This window comes from Tenacibaculum soleae, from assembly GCF_001693415.1.
GTDB classification, from domain to species: Bacteria; Bacteroidota; Bacteroidia; order Flavobacteriales; family Flavobacteriaceae; genus Polaribacter; species Polaribacter soleae.
In genome coordinates this window covers 211,402-232,369 of sequence record NZ_MAKX01000024.1, presented here as the reverse complement: position 1 = coordinate 232,369, position 20,968 = coordinate 211,402, and the positions used below count along the sequence as shown (strand labels likewise).

The 20,968-nt window shown below is 29.8% G+C and carries 21 protein-coding genes; 10 read left to right on the top strand and 11 right to left on the bottom strand.

Features of this window, described 5'->3' with window-relative positions; all coding sequences use genetic code 11:
- Window positions 1-61: 61 nt before the first annotated feature.
- The 7 genes from sucD to BA195_RS12120 form a co-directional block, all read right to left on the bottom strand.
- Entirely contained in the window at window positions 62-934 is an 873-nt protein-coding gene (sucD, locus tag BA195_RS12150) for a succinate--CoA ligase subunit alpha (RefSeq protein ID WP_068705851.1), read from the bottom strand.
- A 65-nt stretch (window positions 935-999) separates the two neighbouring features.
- Window positions 1,000-1,926, bottom strand: coding sequence for a UDP-3-O-(3-hydroxymyristoyl)glucosamine N-acyltransferase (locus BA195_RS12145; protein WP_068705849.1), 927 nt, complete (start codon window positions 1,924-1,926; stop codon window positions 1,000-1,002).
- A gap of 36 nt (window positions 1,927-1,962) precedes the next feature.
- A complete protein-coding gene (efp, locus tag BA195_RS12140) occupies window positions 1,963-2,529 on the bottom strand; it encodes an elongation factor P (RefSeq protein WP_068705847.1) in 567 nt (188 codons plus the stop codon).
- Window positions 2,530-2,581: 52 nt separating this feature from the next.
- Window positions 2,582-3,367, bottom strand: a complete 786-nt coding sequence (gene lpxA / locus BA195_RS12135) for an acyl-ACP--UDP-N-acetylglucosamine O-acyltransferase (RefSeq protein ID WP_068705845.1) — start codon at window positions 3,365-3,367, stop codon at window positions 2,582-2,584.
- 2 nt (window positions 3,368-3,369) lie between these two features.
- Window positions 3,370-4,761 (bottom strand): bifunctional UDP-3-O-[3-hydroxymyristoyl] N-acetylglucosamine deacetylase/3-hydroxyacyl-ACP dehydratase, encoded by a 1,392-nt coding sequence (locus BA195_RS12130; protein ID WP_068705843.1) that lies wholly within the window; start codon window positions 4,759-4,761, stop codon window positions 3,370-3,372.
- The gene (lpxD, locus tag BA195_RS12125) at window positions 4,754-5,794 is read right to left on the bottom strand and encodes a UDP-3-O-(3-hydroxymyristoyl)glucosamine N-acyltransferase (RefSeq protein WP_068705841.1); all 1,041 of its coding nucleotides are present in this window, start codon (window positions 5,792-5,794) and stop codon (window positions 4,754-4,756) included. Before lpxD ends, BA195_RS12130 begins: the two co-directional genes overlap by 8 nt.
- Window positions 5,795-5,861: 67 nt before the next feature.
- Window positions 5,862-7,088 (bottom strand): HD domain-containing protein, encoded by a 1,227-nt coding sequence (locus BA195_RS12120; RefSeq protein WP_141677710.1) that lies wholly within the window; start codon window positions 7,086-7,088, stop codon window positions 5,862-5,864.
- A gap of 150 nt (window positions 7,089-7,238) precedes the next feature.
- On the opposite strand from BA195_RS12120, the gene porX reads away from it, so the two are divergent.
- Genes porX through BA195_RS12100 form a run of 4 tightly spaced genes read left to right on the top strand, consistent with a single transcriptional unit; the run spans window position 7,239 to window position 10,853 of the window.
- Window positions 7,239-8,786: a T9SS response regulator signal transducer PorX gene (gene porX / locus BA195_RS12115; protein ID WP_068705837.1), complete on the top strand. Its 1,548-nt coding sequence runs from the start codon at window positions 7,239-7,241 to the stop codon at window positions 8,784-8,786.
- 39 nt (window positions 8,787-8,825) lie between these two features.
- Window positions 8,826-9,239 (top strand): tRNA (adenosine(37)-N6)-threonylcarbamoyltransferase complex ATPase subunit type 1 TsaE, encoded by a 414-nt coding sequence (tsaE, locus tag BA195_RS12110; protein ID WP_068705835.1) that lies wholly within the window; start codon window positions 8,826-8,828, stop codon window positions 9,237-9,239.
- A 6-nt stretch (window positions 9,240-9,245) separates the two neighbouring features.
- Entirely contained in the window at window positions 9,246-10,442 is a 1,197-nt protein-coding gene (locus tag BA195_RS12105) for an alanine dehydrogenase (RefSeq protein ID WP_068705833.1), read from the top strand.
- A gap of 39 nt (window positions 10,443-10,481) precedes the next feature.
- Complete coding sequence (locus tag BA195_RS12100) at window positions 10,482-10,853, top strand: DUF4258 domain-containing protein (RefSeq protein WP_068705831.1); 372 nt, start codon at window positions 10,482-10,484, stop codon at window positions 10,851-10,853.
- Window positions 10,854-11,422: 569 nt separating this feature from the next.
- On the opposite strand, the gene BA195_RS12095 is transcribed toward BA195_RS12100, so the two are convergent.
- The gene (locus BA195_RS12095) at window positions 11,423-13,621 is read right to left on the bottom strand and encodes a RecQ family ATP-dependent DNA helicase (RefSeq protein ID WP_068705829.1); all 2,199 of its coding nucleotides are present in this window, start codon (window positions 13,619-13,621) and stop codon (window positions 11,423-11,425) included.
- Between the two features lie 144 nt (window positions 13,622-13,765).
- Between BA195_RS12095 and BA195_RS12090 the strand changes: the two genes are divergently transcribed.
- From BA195_RS12090 to lptB, 4 genes are all read left to right on the top strand, one after another.
- Entirely contained in the window at window positions 13,766-14,734 is a 969-nt protein-coding gene (locus BA195_RS12090) for a KpsF/GutQ family sugar-phosphate isomerase (protein WP_068705827.1), read from the top strand.
- A gap of 1 nt (window position 14,735) precedes the next feature.
- Entirely contained in the window at window positions 14,736-15,560 is an 825-nt protein-coding gene (gene tatC / locus BA195_RS12085) for a twin-arginine translocase subunit TatC (RefSeq protein ID WP_068705825.1), read from the top strand.
- Window positions 15,535-15,885 (top strand): carboxymuconolactone decarboxylase family protein, encoded by a 351-nt coding sequence (locus BA195_RS12080; RefSeq protein ID WP_068705823.1) that lies wholly within the window; start codon window positions 15,535-15,537, stop codon window positions 15,883-15,885. Before tatC ends, BA195_RS12080 begins: the two co-directional genes overlap by 26 nt.
- Before the next feature lie 73 nt (window positions 15,886-15,958).
- On the top strand, window positions 15,959-16,693 hold the full coding sequence (gene lptB / locus BA195_RS12075) for an LPS export ABC transporter ATP-binding protein (protein WP_068705822.1): 735 nt from the start codon (window positions 15,959-15,961) through the stop codon (window positions 16,691-16,693).
- Between the two features lie 71 nt (window positions 16,694-16,764).
- Here the strand turns inward: lptB and BA195_RS12070 are convergent, their stop codons facing one another.
- Window positions 16,765-17,499 (bottom strand): CDP-alcohol phosphatidyltransferase family protein, encoded by a 735-nt coding sequence (locus BA195_RS12070; RefSeq protein ID WP_068705821.1) that lies wholly within the window; start codon window positions 17,497-17,499, stop codon window positions 16,765-16,767.
- Between the two features lie 101 nt (window positions 17,500-17,600).
- Between BA195_RS12070 and BA195_RS12065 the strand changes: the two genes are divergently transcribed.
- Both BA195_RS12065 and BA195_RS12060 read left to right on the top strand, forming a co-directional pair.
- Entirely contained in the window at window positions 17,601-18,575 is a 975-nt protein-coding gene (locus tag BA195_RS12065; RefSeq protein ID WP_068705817.1) for a YheT family hydrolase, read from the top strand.
- Between the two features lie 35 nt (window positions 18,576-18,610).
- Window positions 18,611-19,795: a lipoprotein N-acyltransferase Lnb domain-containing protein gene (locus tag BA195_RS12060; RefSeq protein ID WP_068705815.1), complete on the top strand. Its 1,185-nt coding sequence runs from the start codon at window positions 18,611-18,613 to the stop codon at window positions 19,793-19,795.
- Here the strand turns inward: BA195_RS12060 and aroQ are convergent.
- Together aroQ and BA195_RS12050 are read right to left on the bottom strand one after the other, a co-directional pair.
- Window positions 19,772-20,188 (bottom strand): type II 3-dehydroquinate dehydratase, encoded by a 417-nt coding sequence (gene aroQ, locus BA195_RS12055; RefSeq protein ID WP_068705814.1) that lies wholly within the window; start codon window positions 20,186-20,188, stop codon window positions 19,772-19,774. The two genes, BA195_RS12060 and aroQ, sit on opposite strands and share 24 nt — an antisense overlap.
- Window positions 20,189-20,263: 75 nt before the next feature.
- Entirely contained in the window at window positions 20,264-20,848 is a 585-nt protein-coding gene (locus BA195_RS12050) for a porin family protein (protein ID WP_068705812.1), read from the bottom strand.
- Window positions 20,849-20,968 lie beyond the last annotated feature (120 nt).

Genomic DNA, 20,968 nt, shown 5'->3' with positions numbered 1-20,968 from the left:
ATTTACAAATTCAACGGATTAAAAAATAATATATTATGATATTTTAACAGTTTTTATAAAACTATGCTAAAACTTTTGCAACCATTTCACCAATTTTTGCAGGAGATTCAACAACGTGAACTCCATTTTCTGCTAAAATTTTCATTTTTGCTTGAGCGGTATCATCATCACCACCTACAATAGCTCCGGCATGTCCCATTGTTCTACCAGCTGGTGCAGTTTGACCTGCTATAAAACCAACTACTGGTTTACGGTTACCATCAGCTTTTATCCAACGAGCAGCTTCTGCTTCTAAATTACCTCCAATTTCACCAATCATAACGATTGCTTCAGTTTCATCATCATTCATTAATAACTCAACAGCTTCTTTTGTTGTAGTTCCAATAATTGGATCTCCTCCAATACCGATTGCAGTTGTTATACCGAAACCTTGTTTTACAACTTGATCAGCAGCTTCATAAGTTAAAGTACCTGATTTAGAAACAATACCTACTTTTCCTTTTTTGAAGATAAACCCTGGCATAATACCAACTTTAGCTTCGTCTGGTGTAATAACTCCTGGACAGTTAGGTCCAACTAGAGTACAATCTAATTGATCAATGTATGATTTTACTTTAACCATATCAGCTGTAGGAATTCCTTCAGTAATACAAATAATTACTTTAATTCCTGCCTCAGCAGATTCCATAATAGCATCAGCAGCAAAAGCTGGTGGTACAAATATAATAGAAGTATCTGCTCCTACTTTTTGTACAGCCTCATCAACTGTATTAAAAACTGGCTTACCTAAATGCTCTTGACCTCCTTTACCTGGTGTTACACCTCCTACGACGTTTGTACCGTAATCGATCATTTGACCAGCGTGAAAAGTACCTTCACTACCTGTAAATCCTTGAACTATAATTTTTGAATCTTTATTTACTAAAACACTCATTGGTATATTTTTATTTAAATTTAAGCTTCACAAAAATAGTTTTTTGTAATTGATTTGTGAAACTTTTATTTCTTTTTTTGTTGTTTTATTAATCGTTTTATTTCAGCCAATTCTTTTAGCTTATTTCTTGATTCTGAAACTGGTGTTCCGAAGTACGATTTACCTCCTTCAACCGATTTTGTAACTCCAGTTTGACCAAGTATTACAGCACCTTTACCAATGGTAATTCCGCTATTGGTACCTACTTGCCCCCAAATAGTTACTTCATCTTCAATTATAACACACCCTGCAATACCTGTTTGTGATGCAATCAAGCATTTTTTACCGATAATTGTATCATGCCCAACATGTACTTGGTTGTCTATTTTTGTTTCTGCTCCTATCGTTGTATCTCCGGTAACTCCTTTATCAATAGTACAAGAAGCTCCTAAATCTACATTATCTTCTAAAACTACCCTACCTCCTGATATTAATTTATCAAATCCTGTAGGCCTATTTTTATAATAAAATGCATCTCCTCCTAATACTGTATTCGCATGAATGGTAACATTATTACCTATAATTGTATTACTATAAATAGTAACGTTAGGGTGAATTACACAGTTTTTTCCGATTTGAACATCGTTACCTATAAAAACATTCGGCTGAATAATGGTTCCTTCTCCAATAATGGCGTTTTCAGATATACTTTCTTTTGATGCTATAAAGGGGTTAAAATGTGTTGTTATTTTATTGAAATCACGAAAAGGGTCATCTGATATTAATAATGATTTCCCATCTGGGCAATCAACTTCTTTGTTTATTAATATTGTTGTTGCTGCAGAATTTAATGCTTTTTCATAATATTTTGGGTGATCGACAAAAACAATATCTCCTGATTCTACAACATGAATTTCATTGATCCCTTTAATTGGAAAATTTTTATCTCCAACAAATGTTACTTTTAATAAATTTGCTATTTGCTCTAAAGTTTGTATTTCTTTAAATTTCATTTTTAAAAAGAAATTCCCGCTAAAGCGGGAATCGTTTTATTCTTTAATACGTTCTTGATAGGTTCCTTTTGTAGTTTCTATCTTAATTTTATCTCCCTCATTAATAAATAAAGGTACATTTACACGAGCACCAGTTTCAACAGTTGCCGGTTTTGTTGCATTAGTTGCTGTATTACCTTTTACACCTGGTTCGGTATGTGTAACTTCTAAAATTACACTCGCTGGCATATCAACAGATAAGGGCATTTCATCTTCAGAGTTAATAATAATGGTAACTACTTCTCCTTCTTTCATTAAATCAGGTGCATCTAAAGCACTTTTTTCTAAAGTAATTTGAGAGTAATCAACTTGATTCATAAAGTGAAATGTTTCGCCTTCTCTATATAAATATTGAAACTTGTGTGTTTCAACTCTAACATCATCAATTTTTCTTCCTGAAGGAAAAGTATTATCAACAACTTTACCGTTGGTTACACTTTTTAATTTTGTTCTTACAAAAGCAGGTCCTTTTCCTGGTTTAACATGCAAAAATTCAACAACTTTATAAATATCGTTGTTATATCTCATGCATAGTCCGTTTTTAATATCTGATGTTGTAGCCATTTTATAATTTTTATATTTTGTTGATAAACAATCAACTATTTAATTTTTATGTTTAATTTGATTTAAAATATCCTTTCATAATACCACGATGTGAGTCTTTTATAAACTGAATAATTTCATCACGTTCTGAAGTTGCCTCCATTTCTGCTTCAATAATATCTATTGCTTGTGAATTATTGTAATTCTGTTGAAATAAAATTCTAAATATATCTTGAATTTCTCTAATTTTTTCTGTCGTATAACCTCTTCTACGTAATCCTACTGAGTTAATCCCTACATATGATAAAGGTTCACGTGCTGCTTTTACATACGGAGGAACATCTTTACGCACTAAAGACCCACCTGTTACAAAAGCATGATTACCTACTGATGCAAATTGATGTACTGCTACCATACCTGCTAACACTACATTATCGCCTACAGTTACATGTCCTGCTAAAGTGGTATTATTAGAAAATATACAATTATCACCAACAAAACAATCGTGTGCTATGTGGCAATATGCCATTATTAAGCAGTTGTTACCAATAACTGTTTTCATTCTATCCGAAGTTCCTCTATTAATGGTAACGCATTCTCTTATTGTAACATTATCACCAATAACAACAGTAGTTTCCTCATCATTAAATTTTAGGTCTTGTGGAATTGCTGAAATCACTGCTCCTGGAAAAATTCTACAATTTTTACCTATACGAGCACCTTCCATAATTGTTACATTAGACCCAATCCACGTTCCTGAACCTATTTCTACATTAGAGTGTATGGTTGTGAAAGGTTCTATCACCACATTTCTAGCTATTTTTGCTTGAGGGTGTACGTATGCTAGTGGTTGATTCATATTTATTTTACTTTTGATATTTGTGCCATTAATTCGGCTTCAGCAACTATTTTACCGTTTGCATATGTGTATGCTTGCATATGACAAATACCTCTTCTTATTGGGGTAATTAACTCACATTTAAAGGTTAAAGTATCACCTGGTAGTACTTTTTGCTTAAATTTAACTTTATCCATTTTCATAAAATAAGTTAAATAATTTTCTGGGTCAGGTACTGTATTTAGTACTAAAACCCCACCACATTGTGCCATTGCTTCTACTTGTAATACTCCTGGCATTACTGGAGCTCCTGGAAAATGACCTACAAAGAAATTTTCATTCATTGTTACATTTTTCATTCCCACTACATGTTTATCAGATAGCTCAATAATTCGATCAATTAATAAAAATGGTGGTCTGTGTGGCAGTACATCCATGATTTGATGAATATCCATTAATGGAGGAAGATTCAAATCATATTGTGGTACATTATTTCGTTTTTCTAACTTTATTATTTTAGCTAACTTTTTTGCAAATGATGTATTTATCGCATGCCCAGGTTTGTTTGCAATAACTTTACCTTTTATACGCGTACCCACTAATGCTAGATCACCAATAACATCTAATAATTTATGTCGTGCAGCTTCATTGGCCCAGTGTAGTTCTAAATTATCTAAAATTCCGTTAGATTTAATTTTTATATCATCTTTATTAAAAGCTTTTTTTAATTTTTCAGTTGTACTTTCTGATAATTCTTTATCTACATATACAATTGCATTATTTAAATCTCCTCCTTTAATTAAGTTATGTTCTAATAACATTTCTATTTCATGCAAAAAGCTAAAAGTTCTTGCTGCAGAAAAATGTTCTTTAAATTCAGAAATTTTATTTAATGTAGCATTTTGGGTTCCTAAAATTTTAGTTCCAAAATCAACCATAGTGGTTATTTGATATTCATCAGCAGGCATTAAAATAATTTCACTTCCTGTTACTTCATCTTTAAATGAAATAATTTCTTTTACAACGTATTCTTCAACAGGAGCGTCTTGTGTTACAATTATTGCCTCTTCTAACGCTTTTATAAAAAACTTTGATGAACCGTCCATTATTGGTGGTTCAGAAGCGTTAATTTCAATAATTAAATTGTCTATTTCTAATCCTACCGCTGCTGCTAAAACATGCTCTGATGTTTGTATTTGAACGCCTTTATTTTCTAAATTAGTCCCCCTTTCTGTATCGGTTACAAATTCAGCTTTTGCTTGAATTATTGGTGCTCCTTCTAAATCAACTCTTACAAATGCAAATCCGTGATTTACTGGAGCTGGTTTAAATACCATTGTTACTTCATTACCTGTATGTAATCCTACACCTGATAATGTAATTTCGTTTTGTATTGTTTTTTGTTGCTTACTCATTTTTTATTTTTTGAGCATTTAACTCTTTTTCAATTTTATGTATTGTTGATGCTAGTTTTGGTAAATTTTTAAAGTAAACGTATGATTTACTATAATCACCATAACCAAAAGCTGGTGTTCCTTGAACTACATCATTATCTTTTATGCTTTTAGCAATACCTGATTGTGCTTGTATTCTAACATTATTACCTATAGTAATATGACCTACTATACCTACTTGCCCGCCAATCATACAGCTTTCTCCTACTTTTGCCGAACCTGCAATACCTGTTTGTGATGCTATTACTGTGTTTTTTCCTATTTCTACATTGTGAGCAACCTGTATTTGATTGTCTAGTTTTACACCTTCTTTTATAATTGTTGATCCTAATGTAGCTCTGTCTATTGTCGAATTTGCTCCAATGTCAACATTATCTTCTATAATAACATTTCCTATTTGAGGTATCGTTTTATATATACCACTTTCAGTAGGTGCAAAACCAAATCCATCTGAACCAATAATGCTTCCTGAATGAATTTTACAATTTGTTCCTATTTCAGTTTCAGAATATATTTTTACCCCTGCATAAATTGTAGTATTATCTCCTATTTTCGTGTTATCACCAATATATGAATTCGGATAAATTTTTACATTTTTACCTAGTACAACATTCTCTCCGATATAACTAAATGCACCAATATATTCATTGCTTCCAATTAAAGCTGTTTTAGCTATAAAATGAGGATTTTCTCTTCCTTGTTTGTTATTTTTAACTTCATTATAAAAAGCTAATAATTTAGAAAATGCTTCATAAGCATCTTTAACTTTTATTAGCGTTGTTTCGGTTTCTTTTTCTAGCTCAAAATCACTATTTACAATAACTACAGTAGCTTTTGTAGAATAAATATATGGATTATACTTAGGATTAGATAAAAAAGTCAAAGAGCCTTTTTCACCTTCTTCTATTTTAGAAAGCTTAGACACTTCTGCTTCAGGATTCCCTATAATTTCTCCTTCAAGAATTTCTGCTATTTGTTTTGTTGTAAATTTCATTAAATGCAAAAGTAATTATTTTTGTTTAATTACCTCTTATTAGAATTGTTTAACAATTAAAGTAATTTTATTTTTTAGGATAACATAAGTAATATTTTACCACTGGTTTTGATAAAGCTTTTAAGTTTAATTGATCTGATGCTTTTGCTATATCTCTTAGCTTACCTTTTTTTGTATATATTTTTATTGGTTTATTAGTATTGTATGCTTGATGTTTTATTTTATTTGATAGTACAAAGTAATTTAAATCTTCTTTTTTAATTACATTATTTTCTAAAACTGCTTTATAAATTGTTTTTTTATAACTTTCTTTAAAAGGTTCATCTTGCATTTCAATTTTTAATAAATTTCTATGAATAATCATTTTGGATAAAGAAGATAAAATAAAATCTTTATGATGTATCCACTCTTTTATTGCTGACATAACATCATAATCATCTAATTCAGAAAATATTTTTAATGTATCGTTTGTAAAATTATCTTTTGAAATAGGATTGTACAAAAAAAACCTCAAAGCTCTTCCTGCTTGTAAATCAATACCTTTTGTTGCTAATTCCTTGGCTCTTTTTAAAACATTAACCAAAGTATTTTCGGCTACTAAACCTGTTTTATGTAAATATACTTGCCAATACATTAAACGACGTGCTATAATAAATTTTTCGACAGAATAAATTCCTTTTTGCTCAATAACCAATTCGTCATTTATTACATTCATCATCGCAATTAAACGATCCGACGAAATATTACCTTCAGCAACTCCTGTATAAAAACTATCTCTTTTTAAATAATCTAATCGGTCAATATCTAATTGACTTGATATTAGCTGATATAAAAATTCTCTATGATATTTCCCTTCAAAAATTTGAATAGCTAAACTTAACTGACCATTAAACTCTTCATTTAAAGCACGCATAAATTTTAACGAAATTTCTTCATGCGAAACGCCATTTACAATACTGTGTTCTAATGCATGCGAAAAAGCACCATGTCCTATATCATGTAATAAAATAGCTAAGTATACAGCATTTGCTTCATCATCAGAAATAATAACATTTTTATTTCTTAAAACATATACTGCCTTTTGCATTAAGTGCATACAGCCAATTGCATGATGAAAACGTGTGTGATTTGCACCAGGATATACCATATTTGACAATCCCATTTGTGAGACTCTTCGTAACCGCTGAAAATAGGGATGTTCAATAATATCAAATATTAAAGAATTTGGAATAGATATAAACCCGTATATAGGGTCGTTTATAATTTTTAATTTATTCGTTTTTTGATTGTTCAAAATGTATAAATACTTCAATTTTAAACAAAAGAATCATAATTTATCAACAAAACCAAATTAACAAAAGCTTTATTAACGTATTTTTAGCTTTTAAAAACACAACAAATTAATTTTTGAGCGTTATTTTTATTGTAAACACACTAAAATTACATGAAAAACATACATATACTTTGGGTTGATGATGAAATAGATTTATTAAAACCACATATTTTATTTTTAGAAAAGAAAAATTACTTAGTAACTACATCTACAAACGGAGCTGATGCAATAGATTTTGTTGATGAGCAAAATTTTGATATTGTTTTTTTAGATGAAAATATGCCCGGAATTACTGGGTTAGAAACCTTGGCAGCTATTAAACAAAAAAATGCGAATCTTCCTGTGGTAATGATTACTAAAAGTGAAGAAGAGTATATTATGGAAGAGGCTATTGGATCTAAAATTGCCGATTATTTAATAAAGCCAGTAAACCCAAATCAAATATTATTAAGCTTAAAGAAAAACTTAGATCATTCACGCTTAATTTCAGCAAAAACAACGGCTAATTATCAACAAGAATTCCGAAAGATATCGATGGATTTAGCTATGGTAAACTCTTACAAAGAGTGGGTTAATCTTTATAAAAAATTAGTCCATTGGGAACTTGAGCTTGAAAACATAAATGATACTGGAATGTTAGAGATTTTAGAATCTCAAAAATCGGAAGCAAATGCTCACTTTTTTAAATTCATCAAAAAAAACTATCAAAAATGGCTTACCTCTGATGATAAACCTACCTTTTCTCATACATTATTTAAAAACTATGTAGTACCAACGCTTTCTAAAAATCAAGGTGTTTTATTGGTGGTTATCGACAACCTTCGATATGATCAATATCGTGTATTAGAGCCTTTTATAAATAATTATTACAAAAAAGAAGAAGAACACTCCTATTATAGTATACTACCTACGGCTACTCAATATGCTCGTAACGCCATATTTTCAGGATTGATGCCATCTGAAATGGAAAAAAAACACCCTAGTTTTTGGAAAAATGATACCGATGAAGGTGGTAAAAATTTGTTTGAAGCCGATTTTTTAGAAGCACAAATACAAAGATTAAAATTAAATATTAAACACGAGTATTATAAAATTGTATCGCTTAAAAGCGGAAAAGAATTGGCAGATAATTACAATGGTACAAAGCAAAATGATTTAACCGTCGTTGTTTACAATTTTGTAGACATGTTATCGCATGCTAAAACCGAAATGGAAGTTATAAAAGAACTTGCTGGCGATGATAAAGCTTATAGATCTTTATCGGTTAGCTGGTTTAAAAACTCTCCTTTATATGAAATTATTCAAAAAGCTCAAAAATTAGGTCAAAAATTAATCATAACCACCGACCATGGTACAATAAACGCTAAAAACCCAACAAAAGTAATTGGTGACAAAAATATAAGCGCTAATTTACGATACAAAACAGGAAGGAGTTTAAGTTTTGATGATAAAGACGTGTATGCTGTTAAAAATCCAAAAGATATTTTTTTACCTAGCATCGGTATCAATAGCCCTTTTATTTTTGCTAAAGAAGATTTGTTTTTTGCTTATCCAAACAACTATAATCACTTTGTTAAATATTATAAAAACACCTATCAACATGGTGGAATATCCTTAGAAGAAGTAATTATTCCTTGTGCTATATATGAACCAAAATAGTTATTTGATATTTTAATTAAGAAACCTATTTTTGTAGTTATGAACAAAAATTATTCTTTAAACGAATTAACCCAAATAGCTAAAGATGTTTTAAAAAATGCTCCGCAAAAAATATTACTTTTTTATGGAGATATGGGCGTAGGAAAAACAACTTTAATAAAAGAACTTTGTAACGTTTTAGGTGTTAAAGATGTAGCCCACTCACCTACTTTTTCTTTAGTCAACGAGTATCAAACAAGCAATAATGACACTGTATATCATTTTGATTTTTATCGCATAGAAAACGAAGAAGAAGCTTACGATATGGGGGTTGAAGATTATTTATACAGCAATAATTGGTGTTTTATTGAGTGGCCCGAAAACGTTAAAAATTTATTACCTTTAGATGCTGTTGTTGTAAAAATTAGTCTTTTAGATAACGAACAGCGTAATATTCAACTAACAATCAAATAACAATTAATGAGCATAACTTCACCTTTTACCAAAGAGCAATTAATGCCACAACCCGAAATGCTTGAAATAAAAAGGCAGAAAGGTGAATTATTTATAGGTTTACCCAAAGAAACACATTTTGAAGAAAAACGCATCAGTTTGTCTCCCGATGCTGTTTCTGCATTAATAACACACGGGCATCGAGTAGTTATAGAAACCGGCGCTGGTAATGGTGCAAAATACAGTGATAAAGAATACGCTGATGCAGGGGCAAAAATAACCTATGACACTAAAGAAGCTTTTGGATGTAATGTTGTTTTAAAGGTTGAACCACCATCGTTAGATGAAATTAAAATGTTAAACCCACAAACGGTTTTAATATCGGCATTACAATTAAAAACACAAAGTAAAAAATACTTTGAAGCCTTAGCTAAAAAAAGAATTACGGCCATTGCTTTTGACTATATAAAAGATGAACATGGCGTATATCCTATCGTAAAATCATTAAGTGAAATTGCAGGTATTGCATCTATGCATATTGCTGCCGAATTAATGACAACCTCAAACGGAGGTAATGGTTTATTATTAGGTAATATTGGTGGTGTTCCGCCAACTGACATTGTTGTTTTAGGCGCAGGTACCGTAGGTGAATTTGCTACACGATCGGCAATAGGTTTAGGTGCTCGTGTAAAAGTTTTTGATAATTCTATTACCAAATTACGAAAACTACAACACTGTGTACAATCACCAATTTACACATCAACAATACAACCTAAAACATTAGCAAAAGCGTTAATGCGTTGTGATGTTGTTATTGGAGCCATTAGAGGTAAAGATCGTTCACCTGTAATTGTTACTGAAACTATGATTGAACAAATGAAAGACGGCGCCGTTATTGTTGATGTTAGTATTGATCGTGGTGGATGTTTTGAAACTTCAAAAATAACTACACACAGTAAACCTACTTTTACACAGCATGGCGTAATCCATTACTGTGTACCAAACATACCGTCTAAATACGCACGAACTGCTTCAGTATCTATCAGTAATATTTTTACCCCATACTTATTAAATATTGCTGAAGAAGGTGGATTTGAAAACGCAGCACGTTTTGATAAAAGTTTACGCAACGGAATGTATTTTTACCATGGTATTTTAACCAATAAAACGGTTGCTGATTGGTTTGATTTACCTTATAATGATATTAATTTATTAATATTATAATAGGTTTTTTACTTACTTTTGCAATCTTAAAAAATTATTATGCAATTATTAAAACGTTTTGGATATTATGCAATTGGATTAGGCTTCGGAGCTATAATTGTACTTTTTATATGGAAAGGTAAAGATGTTTCTTTTGATTATGGAATGGATGCCAGAACGTTAAAAACAATTCGCATTAAAAAACGTTTATTTACTGATAAAGCAAAACAAGTAATGGCAACTACAGCTATTGATTCTGCTACTATATCTACTATTTTAAACAATGGAGATGTTAATTTTAGTAAAAGTAAACCGCGTATAAAACCTTGTCCAGAGTATTTTATTACAGGTAAAGATAGTTTAAATCATATTGTTTTATATATAACTCGATGCGATTCAACTGCTACAATTAATACAATTACAATTAATTAACAGTTTTTATACTTATCATAAAGTCCAACTCCATTTAAAATTCATCGGAATAATTTTTTTCTAATCTTTTTTGTTTGGCTGTTGTTCTTTTTGCTTCAAATATATAATTTGTGTATGCTATTTTTATTTAAAGTAAACTGATTAAAACTTTCTCTTAATTTTTTGTTACTGTCAAATTTAATTTGTAATTCTTCTGGAAGTTCTATTGGCTCGATATTTTTTTTAGGTTTTAACGCTTTTCCTTCTTCTGAATTTTTAATAGCTTCTAAAACATATTAATATCTTTCAAATTATAAAATCGCCATTATCGCATTGCTTTTGTTTTTCCTTCTTGAGCATTTTGCTACAATTTTTATCATCAACTAAAAAAAGAACCTTGAAAAAACCACAAGCCACAATAATTTTTAAAAGCAGATAAACCTACTATATTTTCTCTTTATTTACATAAACAGGTGCTTTCCATTTAATAGCCTCTTCTAATTTTAATCCTAATAAAACAGAACGCAAGAGGGTTACTCTTGCGTCCATTAATCATTTTTTGGTATGTAATTTGTAATTTTTTCGTCCATTTAATTGGCGATTTCACTGGTAAATTTAATACGCATCAATCGTAATTCATCATCATCATAATCACCATCAAACTCATCTAAAGCCTCTTGAATTTTGTCTGTTTCAGACTCCATAAAATAATCATGTATTTCTTCTTGCTGATCTTCATCTAACAAATCTTCAACAGCATAATCAATATTTAATTTCGTACCCGAAAACACAATTGCTTCCATCTCTTTAATCAGTTCAGACATTTCTAATCCTTTTGATTTTGCGATGTCTTCTAAAGGCAGTTTTCTATCTGTATTTTGAATTATATATAATTTTAATCCAGAATTTACACCTGTACTTTTAACAATTAAATCATCTGGTCGTACAATATCATTTTCAGCTACATAATTGGTTATCAGCTTTACAAAATCTTTACCAAATTTTTTAGATTTTCCTTCTCCTACACCGTGAACTTTTGATAATTCTTCTAAATTCACTGGATATTTTAGTGCCATATCATCTAACGACGGGTCTTGAAACACTGCAAAAGGCGGTACACCTAAACGCTTACCTACACTTTTACGTAAATCTTTTAGCATTGCTACTAATTTAGTATCTACTCCACCTCCTTTTGATTTTTCTGTCGTTATTATTGTTCCGTCATCATCTGTTGCATAAACATGATTTTCAGTCATCATAAAAGAAGTAGGATTTTCTATAAATTCCTTTCCTTTATTGGTTAGCTTTAAAACTCCATATTGCTCAATTTCTTTTTTGATAAAATCAACTACTAATATTTGACGGATCAACGCCATCCAGTAATGATTATCTTTATCTTTACCTACACCGAAAAAAGGCTGACTTGTTGTTTTGTGAGATTTTAAAAGTGCATTTTCTTTACCTATAATAGTATTTACAACTTCTTTAGGTTTATACATTTCATTAGTATCTCTAATTACAGATAATAATGTTTTAACCTCTTCTTTTGCTTGATGCTGCTTTTTAGGATTTTTCATATTATCATCCATATCTGCACCATCTCCATTTATTTCATCAAATTCTTCTCCAAAATAATGCAACAAATATTTACGTCTATTCATTGATGTTTCGGCATATCCAACTACTTCTTGTAAAAGTGCGTGACCAACCTCTTGCTCTGCAACAGGTTTGTTTGCCATAAATTTTTCAAGCTTCTCAATATCTTTATATGAGTAAAAAGTTAAGCAATACCCTTCTCCTCCATCACGACCAGCCCTACCAGTTTCTTGATAATAACTTTCTAAACTTTTAGGAATATCATGATGAATTACATAACGTACATCTGGCTTGTCAATTCCCATACCAAAAGCAATGGTTGCTACAATAACATCGCAATCTTCCATCAAAAACATATCTTGATGTTTTGCACGTTTTTTAGCATCCAATCCTGCATGATACGGAAGTGCATTTATACCATTTACCTGTAAAACCTGTGCTATTTCTTCTACTTTTTTTCTACTTAAACAGTAAATAATTCCTGTTTTACCTATTCGTTGTTTTATAAAACGAATGATATCTTTTTCTATTTCTTTTGTTTTCGGACGAACTTCATAAAACAAATTTGCTCTATTAAAGGATGCTTTAAATACATTGGCATCACTCATTCCTAAAGTTTTCAAGATGTCTTCTTGCACTTTTTCAGTAGCAGTAGCCGTTAAACCAATAATAGGTACGTTATCAATTTGTTTGATTATATTTCTTAAATTACGGTATTCGGGTCTAAAATCATGTCCCCATTCAGAAATACAGTGTGCTTCATCAATAGCAACAAAAGAAATAGTTTGCTTTCTTAAAAACTCAGCATACTCCTCTTTTATTAATGATTCTGGCGCTACATATAACAGTTTTGTTATTCCTTCTTCAATATCAGACTTTACCTGAGCAACTTCTGACTTGTTTAATGATGAGTTTAAAACATGCGCAATACCATGCTCTTCAGATATTCCTCTAATGGCATCTACCTGATTTTTCATTAATGCTATTAATGGTGATACAACAATTGCAGTACCCTCTTTCATTAATGCAGGTAATTGGTAACAAAGCGATTTACCACCCCCTGTTGGCATTATTACAAACGTATTTTCGTTGTTTAAAATGCTTTTTACAACTTCTTCTTGTAGACCCTTAAATTGGTTAAAACCAAATATTTTTTTCAATGATCCATATAACTCAGACTGCTCTATATTCATCTTCTAATATCAAAAATTAAAAATGCAAACTAATTTACAAAAAAACTTTACACTAACTCAGGTAAATTTTATTTTTATTAAAAAGTTTTTCTTCTTAAATATTCCTATTTTTACACTTTAAAAATTACTTAAAACTTTTTTAACTTGAAAGACGCAAATGCAATTCTCTCAACAGCAAAAGAAACCATACTTTTAGAAAGTAATGCTATTGCTAATTTAGCAAATTTATTAAATAGTTCGTTTGTTGAAGCTGTAAATTTTATTTTCAACTCAAAAGGTCGTGTTATTGTTACCGGAATTGGTAAAAGTGCTAACATTGCTAACAAAATGGTAGCTACTTTTAATTCTACTGGTACACCTGCTGTTTTTATGCATGCTGCAGATGCCATACATGGCGATTTAGGTAATGTACAAAATAATGATACCGTTATTTGTATTTCTAAAAGCGGAAATACTCCTGAAATTAAAGTGCTGGTTCCCTTAATTAAAAGTTCAAAGAATAAAATTATTGCTATTACCGGTAATCCTGATTCTTTTTTAGGAAAAAATGCCGATTTTTTATTAAACTCTTTTGTTGAAAAAGAAGCCTGTCCTAATAATTTAGCCCCAACCACAAGTACAACAGCACAATTAGTTTTAGGTGATGCTTTGGCGGTTTGTTTATTAGACCTTCGAGGATTTACAAGTAGTGATTTTGCTAAATATCACCCTGGTGGTGCTTTAGGTAAACGATTATACTTACGAGTGGCTGATTTAATTAAAAACAACCAATTACCAAAAGTTAATAGCACAGACAAAGTAACACAAGTTATTGTTGAAATTTCTGAAAAAAGACTTGGGGTAACTGCTGTTGTTGAAGACTCTAAAATTGTTGGAATTATTACCGATGGTGATATACGTAGAATGCTTAGTAAAACAACTAAGATTGATAAGTTAACAGCAAATGACATTATGAGTAAAAACCCTAAAACTATACATGTTGAAGCGATGGCTGTTGAAGCTTTAGACACGCTTGAAAATAGTAGCATTACTCAAATTTTAGTTACCGATAATGATAATAATTACGTTGGTGTTGTGCATTTGCATGATTTAATTAAAGAAGGTATATTTTAAAATGGCTGAAAAAGAAATGTCCTTTTTAGACCATCTTGAAGAACTAAGATGGCATTTAGTAAGAAGTTTTGCTGCAATTTTTATTGTTGCTATCCTTATTTTTGCTAATATTAACTTTGTTTTTAATGAAATTCTACTAGCGCATTTAAAACCAGATTTTGCTACTTATCAGTTTTTTTGTAAAGTATTTACAGCTATTGGTATTGATAGTAGTTTTTGTAACATCAATTTTAAACAAACATTACAAGCTTTAAACCCTACACAACAATTAATGACAGGAATATGGTCGTCATTAATTCTTGGTTTCGTAGTTGCTTTTCCTTATATATTATGGGAATTTTGGCGTTTTTTAGCTCCTGGTTTACACGATTCTGAAAGAAAAAAATCAAAAGGTTTTATTTTTACCTCTTCTTCTCTTTTCTTTTTAGGAATATTATTTAGCTATTACATTATTTTACCAATGTCGGTTTATTTCTTTTATAATTTTGAAATTTCTGATGCTATTGAAAACAACTTTAAGTTAGAAGCTTATATTAGTTTAATTACCAACACATTAATAGGTGTTGCTGTTTTTTTTGAACTGCCTGTAATTATATTTTTCTTAACCAAAATAGGTTTAATAACTCCTGAGTTTTTACGAAAGTATCGTAAACACGCCTTAGTTATTGTTTTAGTATTATCAGCAATAATAACACCACCAGACGTTGCTAGTCAAGTAATTGTTTCAGTACCCATAATGATACTTTATGAAATAAGTATTTATGTATCACAATATGTCTTAAAAAAACAAAATAAAAAAAATGTCTCAAAAAGTCCAAGAGTTTAACGACTACCGAGCTAAAATGAATGATAAAATTTTAGCAGGTGATAATAAAATTATCAAACGTATTTTTAATTTAGATACCAATGCCTTTAAAGAAGGTCATTTGCCTACCAAAACAAAAGAATTGTTAGGTTTAGTTGCCTCTGCAGTTTTACGTTGTGATGATTGTATTGCATACCATTTAGAAAGTTCTCATAAAAACGGAGTAACTAAAGAAGAAATGATGGAAACTATGAGCATTGCCACACTTGTTGGAGGTACAATTATGATTCCTCATTTACGTCGTGCTGTTGAGTATTGGGAAGCTCTTGAAGAAGAAAATAGTTAACAAATCATTAAGCTATAAGTTTATAGTTTTTCTGTAATTTAGTATCGCTATTTATTAAAAAAAAGCAATATCAATGAAATTAAGAGCAGATAATATTCAAAAAGTTTACGGTAGCAGAAAGGTTGTAAAAGGAATCTCTTTAGAAGTAGAACAAGGAGAAATCATTGGTTTATTAGGCCCTAACGGAGCTGGTAAAACAACCTCTTTTTACATGATTGTTGGGATGATAAAACCAAATGCAGGACGTATTTTTTTAGATGATGAAGAAATTACCGATGACGCCATGTACAAACGTGCTCAAAAAGGTATTGGATATTTAGCCCAAGAAGCATCCGTATTTAGAAAACTTTCTGTTGAAGATAATATCATGTCGGTTTTAGAGTTTACTAACAGATCTAAATCTGAAAGAAAGCAGCGTTTAGAAGAATTAATTGATGAATTTAGTTTAGGTCATGTTCGTAAAAACCGTGGAGATTTACTTTCTGGAGGTGAGCGTCGTAGAACTGAAATTGCTCGTTGTTTAGCTTCAGACCCTAAATTTATTCTATTAGATGAACCTTTTGCAGGAGTTGACCCTATTGCTGTTGAAGATATTCAGGGAATTGTAGCCAAACTAAAAACAAAAAATATCGGTATTTTAATTACCGATCATGATGTGCAAGCAACCTTAGCGATTACTGACAGAACTTATTTGATGTACAATGGAGGTTTTTTAAAAGAAGGAACCCCAGAAGAATTAGCTGATGACGAAACTGTACGTAGAGTATATTTAGGTAAAGATTTTGAGTTAAAAAAGAAGAAATTTTAACGAACTTTACTATTAAATCATAAAAAAAAGGAGCTTTTAAGCTCCTTTTTTTATATGACTTAAAATACAATTTATGCTTTTTTCAAATTATTAATTACCGACATTATTACATATAATACTATTATTAAAGGTACAGCTACAAATTTTAAAAACACTAATAACACCACAGATAACGCTAAAAAAATATATTTTAACGCATTTTCTTTAACTCCAAAAGTTTTAAACTTTAAGGCAAACAATGGTACTTCAGCATTCATTAAAAAAGTTAATATAAACGTAATCGCTATTAAAAAATATTGATTATTTATTAAATCAATAAAAAATGATTGCTTTGAAAATTCAATAATTAGCGGTAACGAAATTACAAACAAAGTCATTGCTGGTGTTGGAATACCTATAAAAGAATCTGACTGACGTGTATCAATATTAAAATTAGCTAATCTATAACAAGCACCTAAAGTTAGTAACAAACCAATATAAGGTAAATTACTCCCAGTTGCACCGTACATATCGATTCCAAAATAACTTGCGGCATCAACATTTAAAGCACTTATTATTAACTGCAACATTACAATACCAGGCACTACCCCGCTGGTTACCATATCTGCTAAACTATCTAATTGTTTTCCTAATTCTCCTTGAACATTTAACATTCTTGCTGCAAAACCATCAAAAAAATCAAAAACAATTCCTGTTATTACTAAAATAGCGGTTCCTACAAAATCTCCTTTAATAGCAAAAATGGTGGCTATCGTACCACATAATAAATTTCCTAGTGTTAATAAATTTGGAATATGTTTTTTCATCAGTTTCAATATTTACAGCGAAAATAAGAAATCCTTTTATCAGTTTTAGCTTTTACTTTTTTTTTATCATATTTGTTTACACTTGATATAAACTAAAAAACATGCCTATTCTTGCTTCGGATTTTAATCCTAGTTTACCCTTTAAAAATGCGCATTTTAATACAATGTATCGTCCTTTATTTATGAAAGATACTATTAATTATAAACGCAAAAGAGTTACAACTTGGGATGCTGATTTTATCGATTTAGATCTTTCAATAGTAGGATCAAGTTCTTTAGTTTTATTAATTCATGGTTTAGAGGGCAGCGCGTACTCTAATTATATGATTACAACATCTAATTATTTAAATAAAGATGGATTTGACACCGTTTCTATGAATTTACGCAGTTGTAGTGGTGAAGACAATTTACTTTTAAAAACCTATCATAGCGGCAAAACAGATGATGTTGATTTTATTATTAAACATCTTATTGCTAATTATAATTATCAAAATATTATCATTGTCGGTTTTAGCTTAGGTGGAAATTTAACGTTAAAATACTTAGGTGAATACAATGATATTCCTACCCAAGTTAAAGGTGGAATTGCAATTTCTGTTCCTATTGATTTAACAAGTTCGCAAGCAGAACTAATAAAACTAAAAAATAAAATTTATTTGAATGAATTTATAAAATCTATCAAACTTAAAATGCTTGAAAAAGCAGATAAATTCCCTGATTTTAATTTAAACAAAGAACTGTTATTTAAAGCTACAAAATTTCGTCATTTAGAAAAACAATATACCGTTCCTGTATTTGGTTTTAAAAACTCAGAAGATTATTGGCAAAAAGCAAGCTCTAAACCTTATATACCAAAAATAAAAGCACCCACATTACTCATAAATTCATTAGATGATAGTTTTTTATCAAAGGAATGTTATCCTTTTGATGAAGCTGAAAACTCTTCAAAATTTCATTTATTAACTCCAAATTATGGTGGTCACGTTGGCTTTATAAGTTCATTTAGTGATCAAGAAAAATGGATAGAAAAAAATATTACACATTTTATAAAAGAAAATATTTTAAATCATTCTTAATTATGATATTTGAAAGCATTTATACATTATAAATTATGATGAAAAAGACCATTCCTTTTTTGATAACACTTTTTTGTTATCAAATTATTTTTTCGCAAATAGTTACGACAAAAAAATTATCCGCAGCTTCGCAAATAAGTATTATCACCTCTGGTCCTGGTGAAGTTTTATATGAAAAATTTGGACATACTGCTATTCGTGTTAAGGATGCTGCCTTACAATTAGATTTAATTTATAATTACGGGATTTTTGATTTTGACAACCCTACTTTTTATGCCGATTTTACCAAAGGTTATATGAAATATATGTTGGCTAAATATCCTTTTTACTTAGCTTTAAAAAGTAATCAACAAGATAAACGCTGGGTAAAAGAACAAGTTTTAAATTTAACACAACAACAGAAACAACAGTTTTTTACTATTTTAGAAACAAATGCTCTACCAAAAAATGCTGGATATTTATACGATCCTTTTTTTGATAATTGTGCCACAAAACCTCGTGATATTATAAAAAAAGTAGTAGGCACTAATTTAATTTTTAATGATGATTTTGTTACTAAAAATTTATCTTTAAGACAATTGATGAATAAAGAAATTCATCCCAATACTTGGGGAAGCTTGGGTATTAATGTTGCCTTAGGAAACAGATTAGACCAAATAGCAACAGCAAACGAATATTTATATTTACCTGACTATGTTTTTAAAGCTTTAAAAAACTCTAAGATTTTAAAAGAAGGAAAAAAAGTAAATTTAGTCTCAAAAACAAGTATTTTATTAGATTTTGAAGAAAAAGACTCAAAAAGAGATTCTTTTTCGCCATTTTTAATACTCTCACTATTATCTTTATTTGGGTTATATATTACTTATAAAGATTATAAAAACAAAACAAGAACTAAATTACTCGATTTTACACTATTTTTTACAACAGGTATCATAGGACTTTTAATTGTTTATTTATGGTTTTACACCAATCATTCTACCGCTCCTAATAATTTTAATTTCTTATGGGCATTTTTACCTAATATAGTTGTTGCTTTCTTTTTATTTAAAAAAAATACGCCCAATTGGATTGCTAAATATTGTTTGGTATTACACCTTTTTTTAATAATAGCCATTATTATTTGGATTACAGCAACTCAGTTATTTTCAATAACCTTAATTCCGCTATTAATTTTACTAAGTATTAGATATTGGTTTTTACAAAAAACTCTGAATCGCTAATTCATAACTTTGCAAACCAAAACCTGTGATTACACCTTTTGCATTGGGAGCAATATAACTTACATGACGAAAATCTTCACGCGAATGTACATTTGAAATATGCACTTCAATTACAGGAGTTTCAATACCTTTAACAGCATCTGCAATACCAACAGATGTATGTGTGTAAGCAGCTGCATTTAAAATTATACCATCAAAATTAAAACCTACTTCATGTAATTTATTAATAATTTCACCTTCAATATTAGATTGATAATAATGTAACTCAATAGTATTATAATTTTTTTTTAATTCATTAAAAAAGTCTTTAAAAGAATTGCTCCCATAAATTTCAGGCTCGCGTATGCCTAATAAATTTAAGTTTGGACCGTTTATAATTATTAGTTTTTTCATTTGGTATATTTATAATGTAAAAATAAAAAAAGGGAAGCGTTTTGCTTCCCTTTTTTTATTTTTTATATAATTAATTTAGAAAAAATACCCAACAGATACTTGAAAAGTTCCATTCTTTCCAGTAGAATCTGGAATATCAGAAACTTTAGATAAACCTAAATTATAACGAACTCCAAAATTTAAACCATTTTCTAATTTATAACCAGCACCAAAGTTTAAACCAAAATCAACACTTTTTATTTTAGCTTCATCTTTAATATCTGCTTCTTGAGATTGACCCCCTTGTTCTGCTTTAGCTTTTGCAGACAATAAAAAACCTATTTGAGGTCCAACTTCTAAACTAAAACTTTCAGCTACGTAGTATTTAGCCATAACAGGAACGTTTAAATAATCTAATTTCATAGTCACATCTACATTATCTTCTTTAGTTTTAGCACCTTGAGCTGAATACACTAATTCAGGTTGAATCGTAAACTTTTCAGAAATTTCAATTTCTGCAACAGCTCCAACATGAAAAGATGTTCTTGCATCGTTATTTTCTATACCTTCTCCAGATACATTAGCAATATTTAAACCTGCTTTTACTCCAAATTTTACATCTTGAGCATTTACTGTAAATCCTGCTGTAATTATTGTAATTACTAATAATACTTTTTTCATAATTTTAATTTTTAAAATGTCCAGAAAAATAAATATCTTTTTAAAGTATAACAAACTTATATTACTAAAATAAATTACCTTTTATTATTATTGTTTTTTCGCTAGAATTATATACAAAAA

Excerpts from the sequence above, each read along its gene's own strand:
- sucD (WP_068705851.1), bottom strand. The coding sequence starts at position 934 with ATGAGTGTTTTAGTAAATAAAGATTCAAAAATTATAGTTCAAGGATTT.
- BA195_RS12145 (WP_068705849.1), bottom strand. The coding sequence starts at position 1,926 with ATGAAATTTAAAGAAATACAAACTTTAGAGCAAATAGCAAATTTATTA.
- efp (WP_068705847.1), bottom strand. The coding sequence starts at position 2,529 with ATGGCTACAACATCAGATATTAAAAACGGACTATGCATGAGATATAAC.
- lpxA (WP_068705845.1), bottom strand. The coding sequence starts at position 3,367 with ATGAATCAACCACTAGCATACGTACACCCTCAAGCAAAAATAGCTAGA.
- BA195_RS12130 (WP_068705843.1), bottom strand. The coding sequence starts at position 4,761 with ATGAGTAAGCAACAAAAAACAATACAAAACGAAATTACATTATCAGGT.
- lpxD (WP_068705841.1), bottom strand. The coding sequence starts at position 5,794 with ATGAAATTTACAACAAAACAAATAGCAGAAATTCTTGAAGGAGAAATT.
- porX (WP_068705837.1), top strand. The coding sequence starts at position 7,239 with ATGAAAAACATACATATACTTTGGGTTGATGATGAAATAGATTTATTA.
- tsaE (WP_068705835.1), top strand. The coding sequence starts at position 8,826 with ATGAACAAAAATTATTCTTTAAACGAATTAACCCAAATAGCTAAAGAT.
- BA195_RS12105 (WP_068705833.1), top strand. The coding sequence starts at position 9,246 with ATGAGCATAACTTCACCTTTTACCAAAGAGCAATTAATGCCACAACCC.
- BA195_RS12100 (WP_068705831.1), top strand. The coding sequence starts at position 10,482 with ATGCAATTATTAAAACGTTTTGGATATTATGCAATTGGATTAGGCTTC.
- BA195_RS12095 (WP_068705829.1), bottom strand. The coding sequence starts at position 13,621 with ATGAATATAGAGCAGTCTGAGTTATATGGATCATTGAAAAAAATATTT.
- tatC (WP_068705825.1), top strand. The coding sequence starts at position 14,736 with ATGGCTGAAAAAGAAATGTCCTTTTTAGACCATCTTGAAGAACTAAGA.
- BA195_RS12080 (WP_068705823.1), top strand. The coding sequence starts at position 15,535 with ATGTCTCAAAAAGTCCAAGAGTTTAACGACTACCGAGCTAAAATGAAT.
- lptB (WP_068705822.1), top strand. The coding sequence starts at position 15,959 with ATGAAATTAAGAGCAGATAATATTCAAAAAGTTTACGGTAGCAGAAAG.
- BA195_RS12070 (WP_068705821.1), bottom strand. The coding sequence starts at position 17,499 with ATGAAAAAACATATTCCAAATTTATTAACACTAGGAAATTTATTATGT.
- BA195_RS12065 (WP_068705817.1), top strand. The coding sequence starts at position 17,601 with ATGCCTATTCTTGCTTCGGATTTTAATCCTAGTTTACCCTTTAAAAAT.
- BA195_RS12060 (WP_068705815.1), top strand. The coding sequence starts at position 18,611 with ATGATGAAAAAGACCATTCCTTTTTTGATAACACTTTTTTGTTATCAA.
- aroQ (WP_068705814.1), bottom strand. The coding sequence starts at position 20,188 with ATGAAAAAACTAATAATTATAAACGGTCCAAACTTAAATTTATTAGGC.
- BA195_RS12050 (WP_068705812.1), bottom strand. The coding sequence starts at position 20,848 with ATGAAAAAAGTATTATTAGTAATTACAATAATTACAGCAGGATTTACA.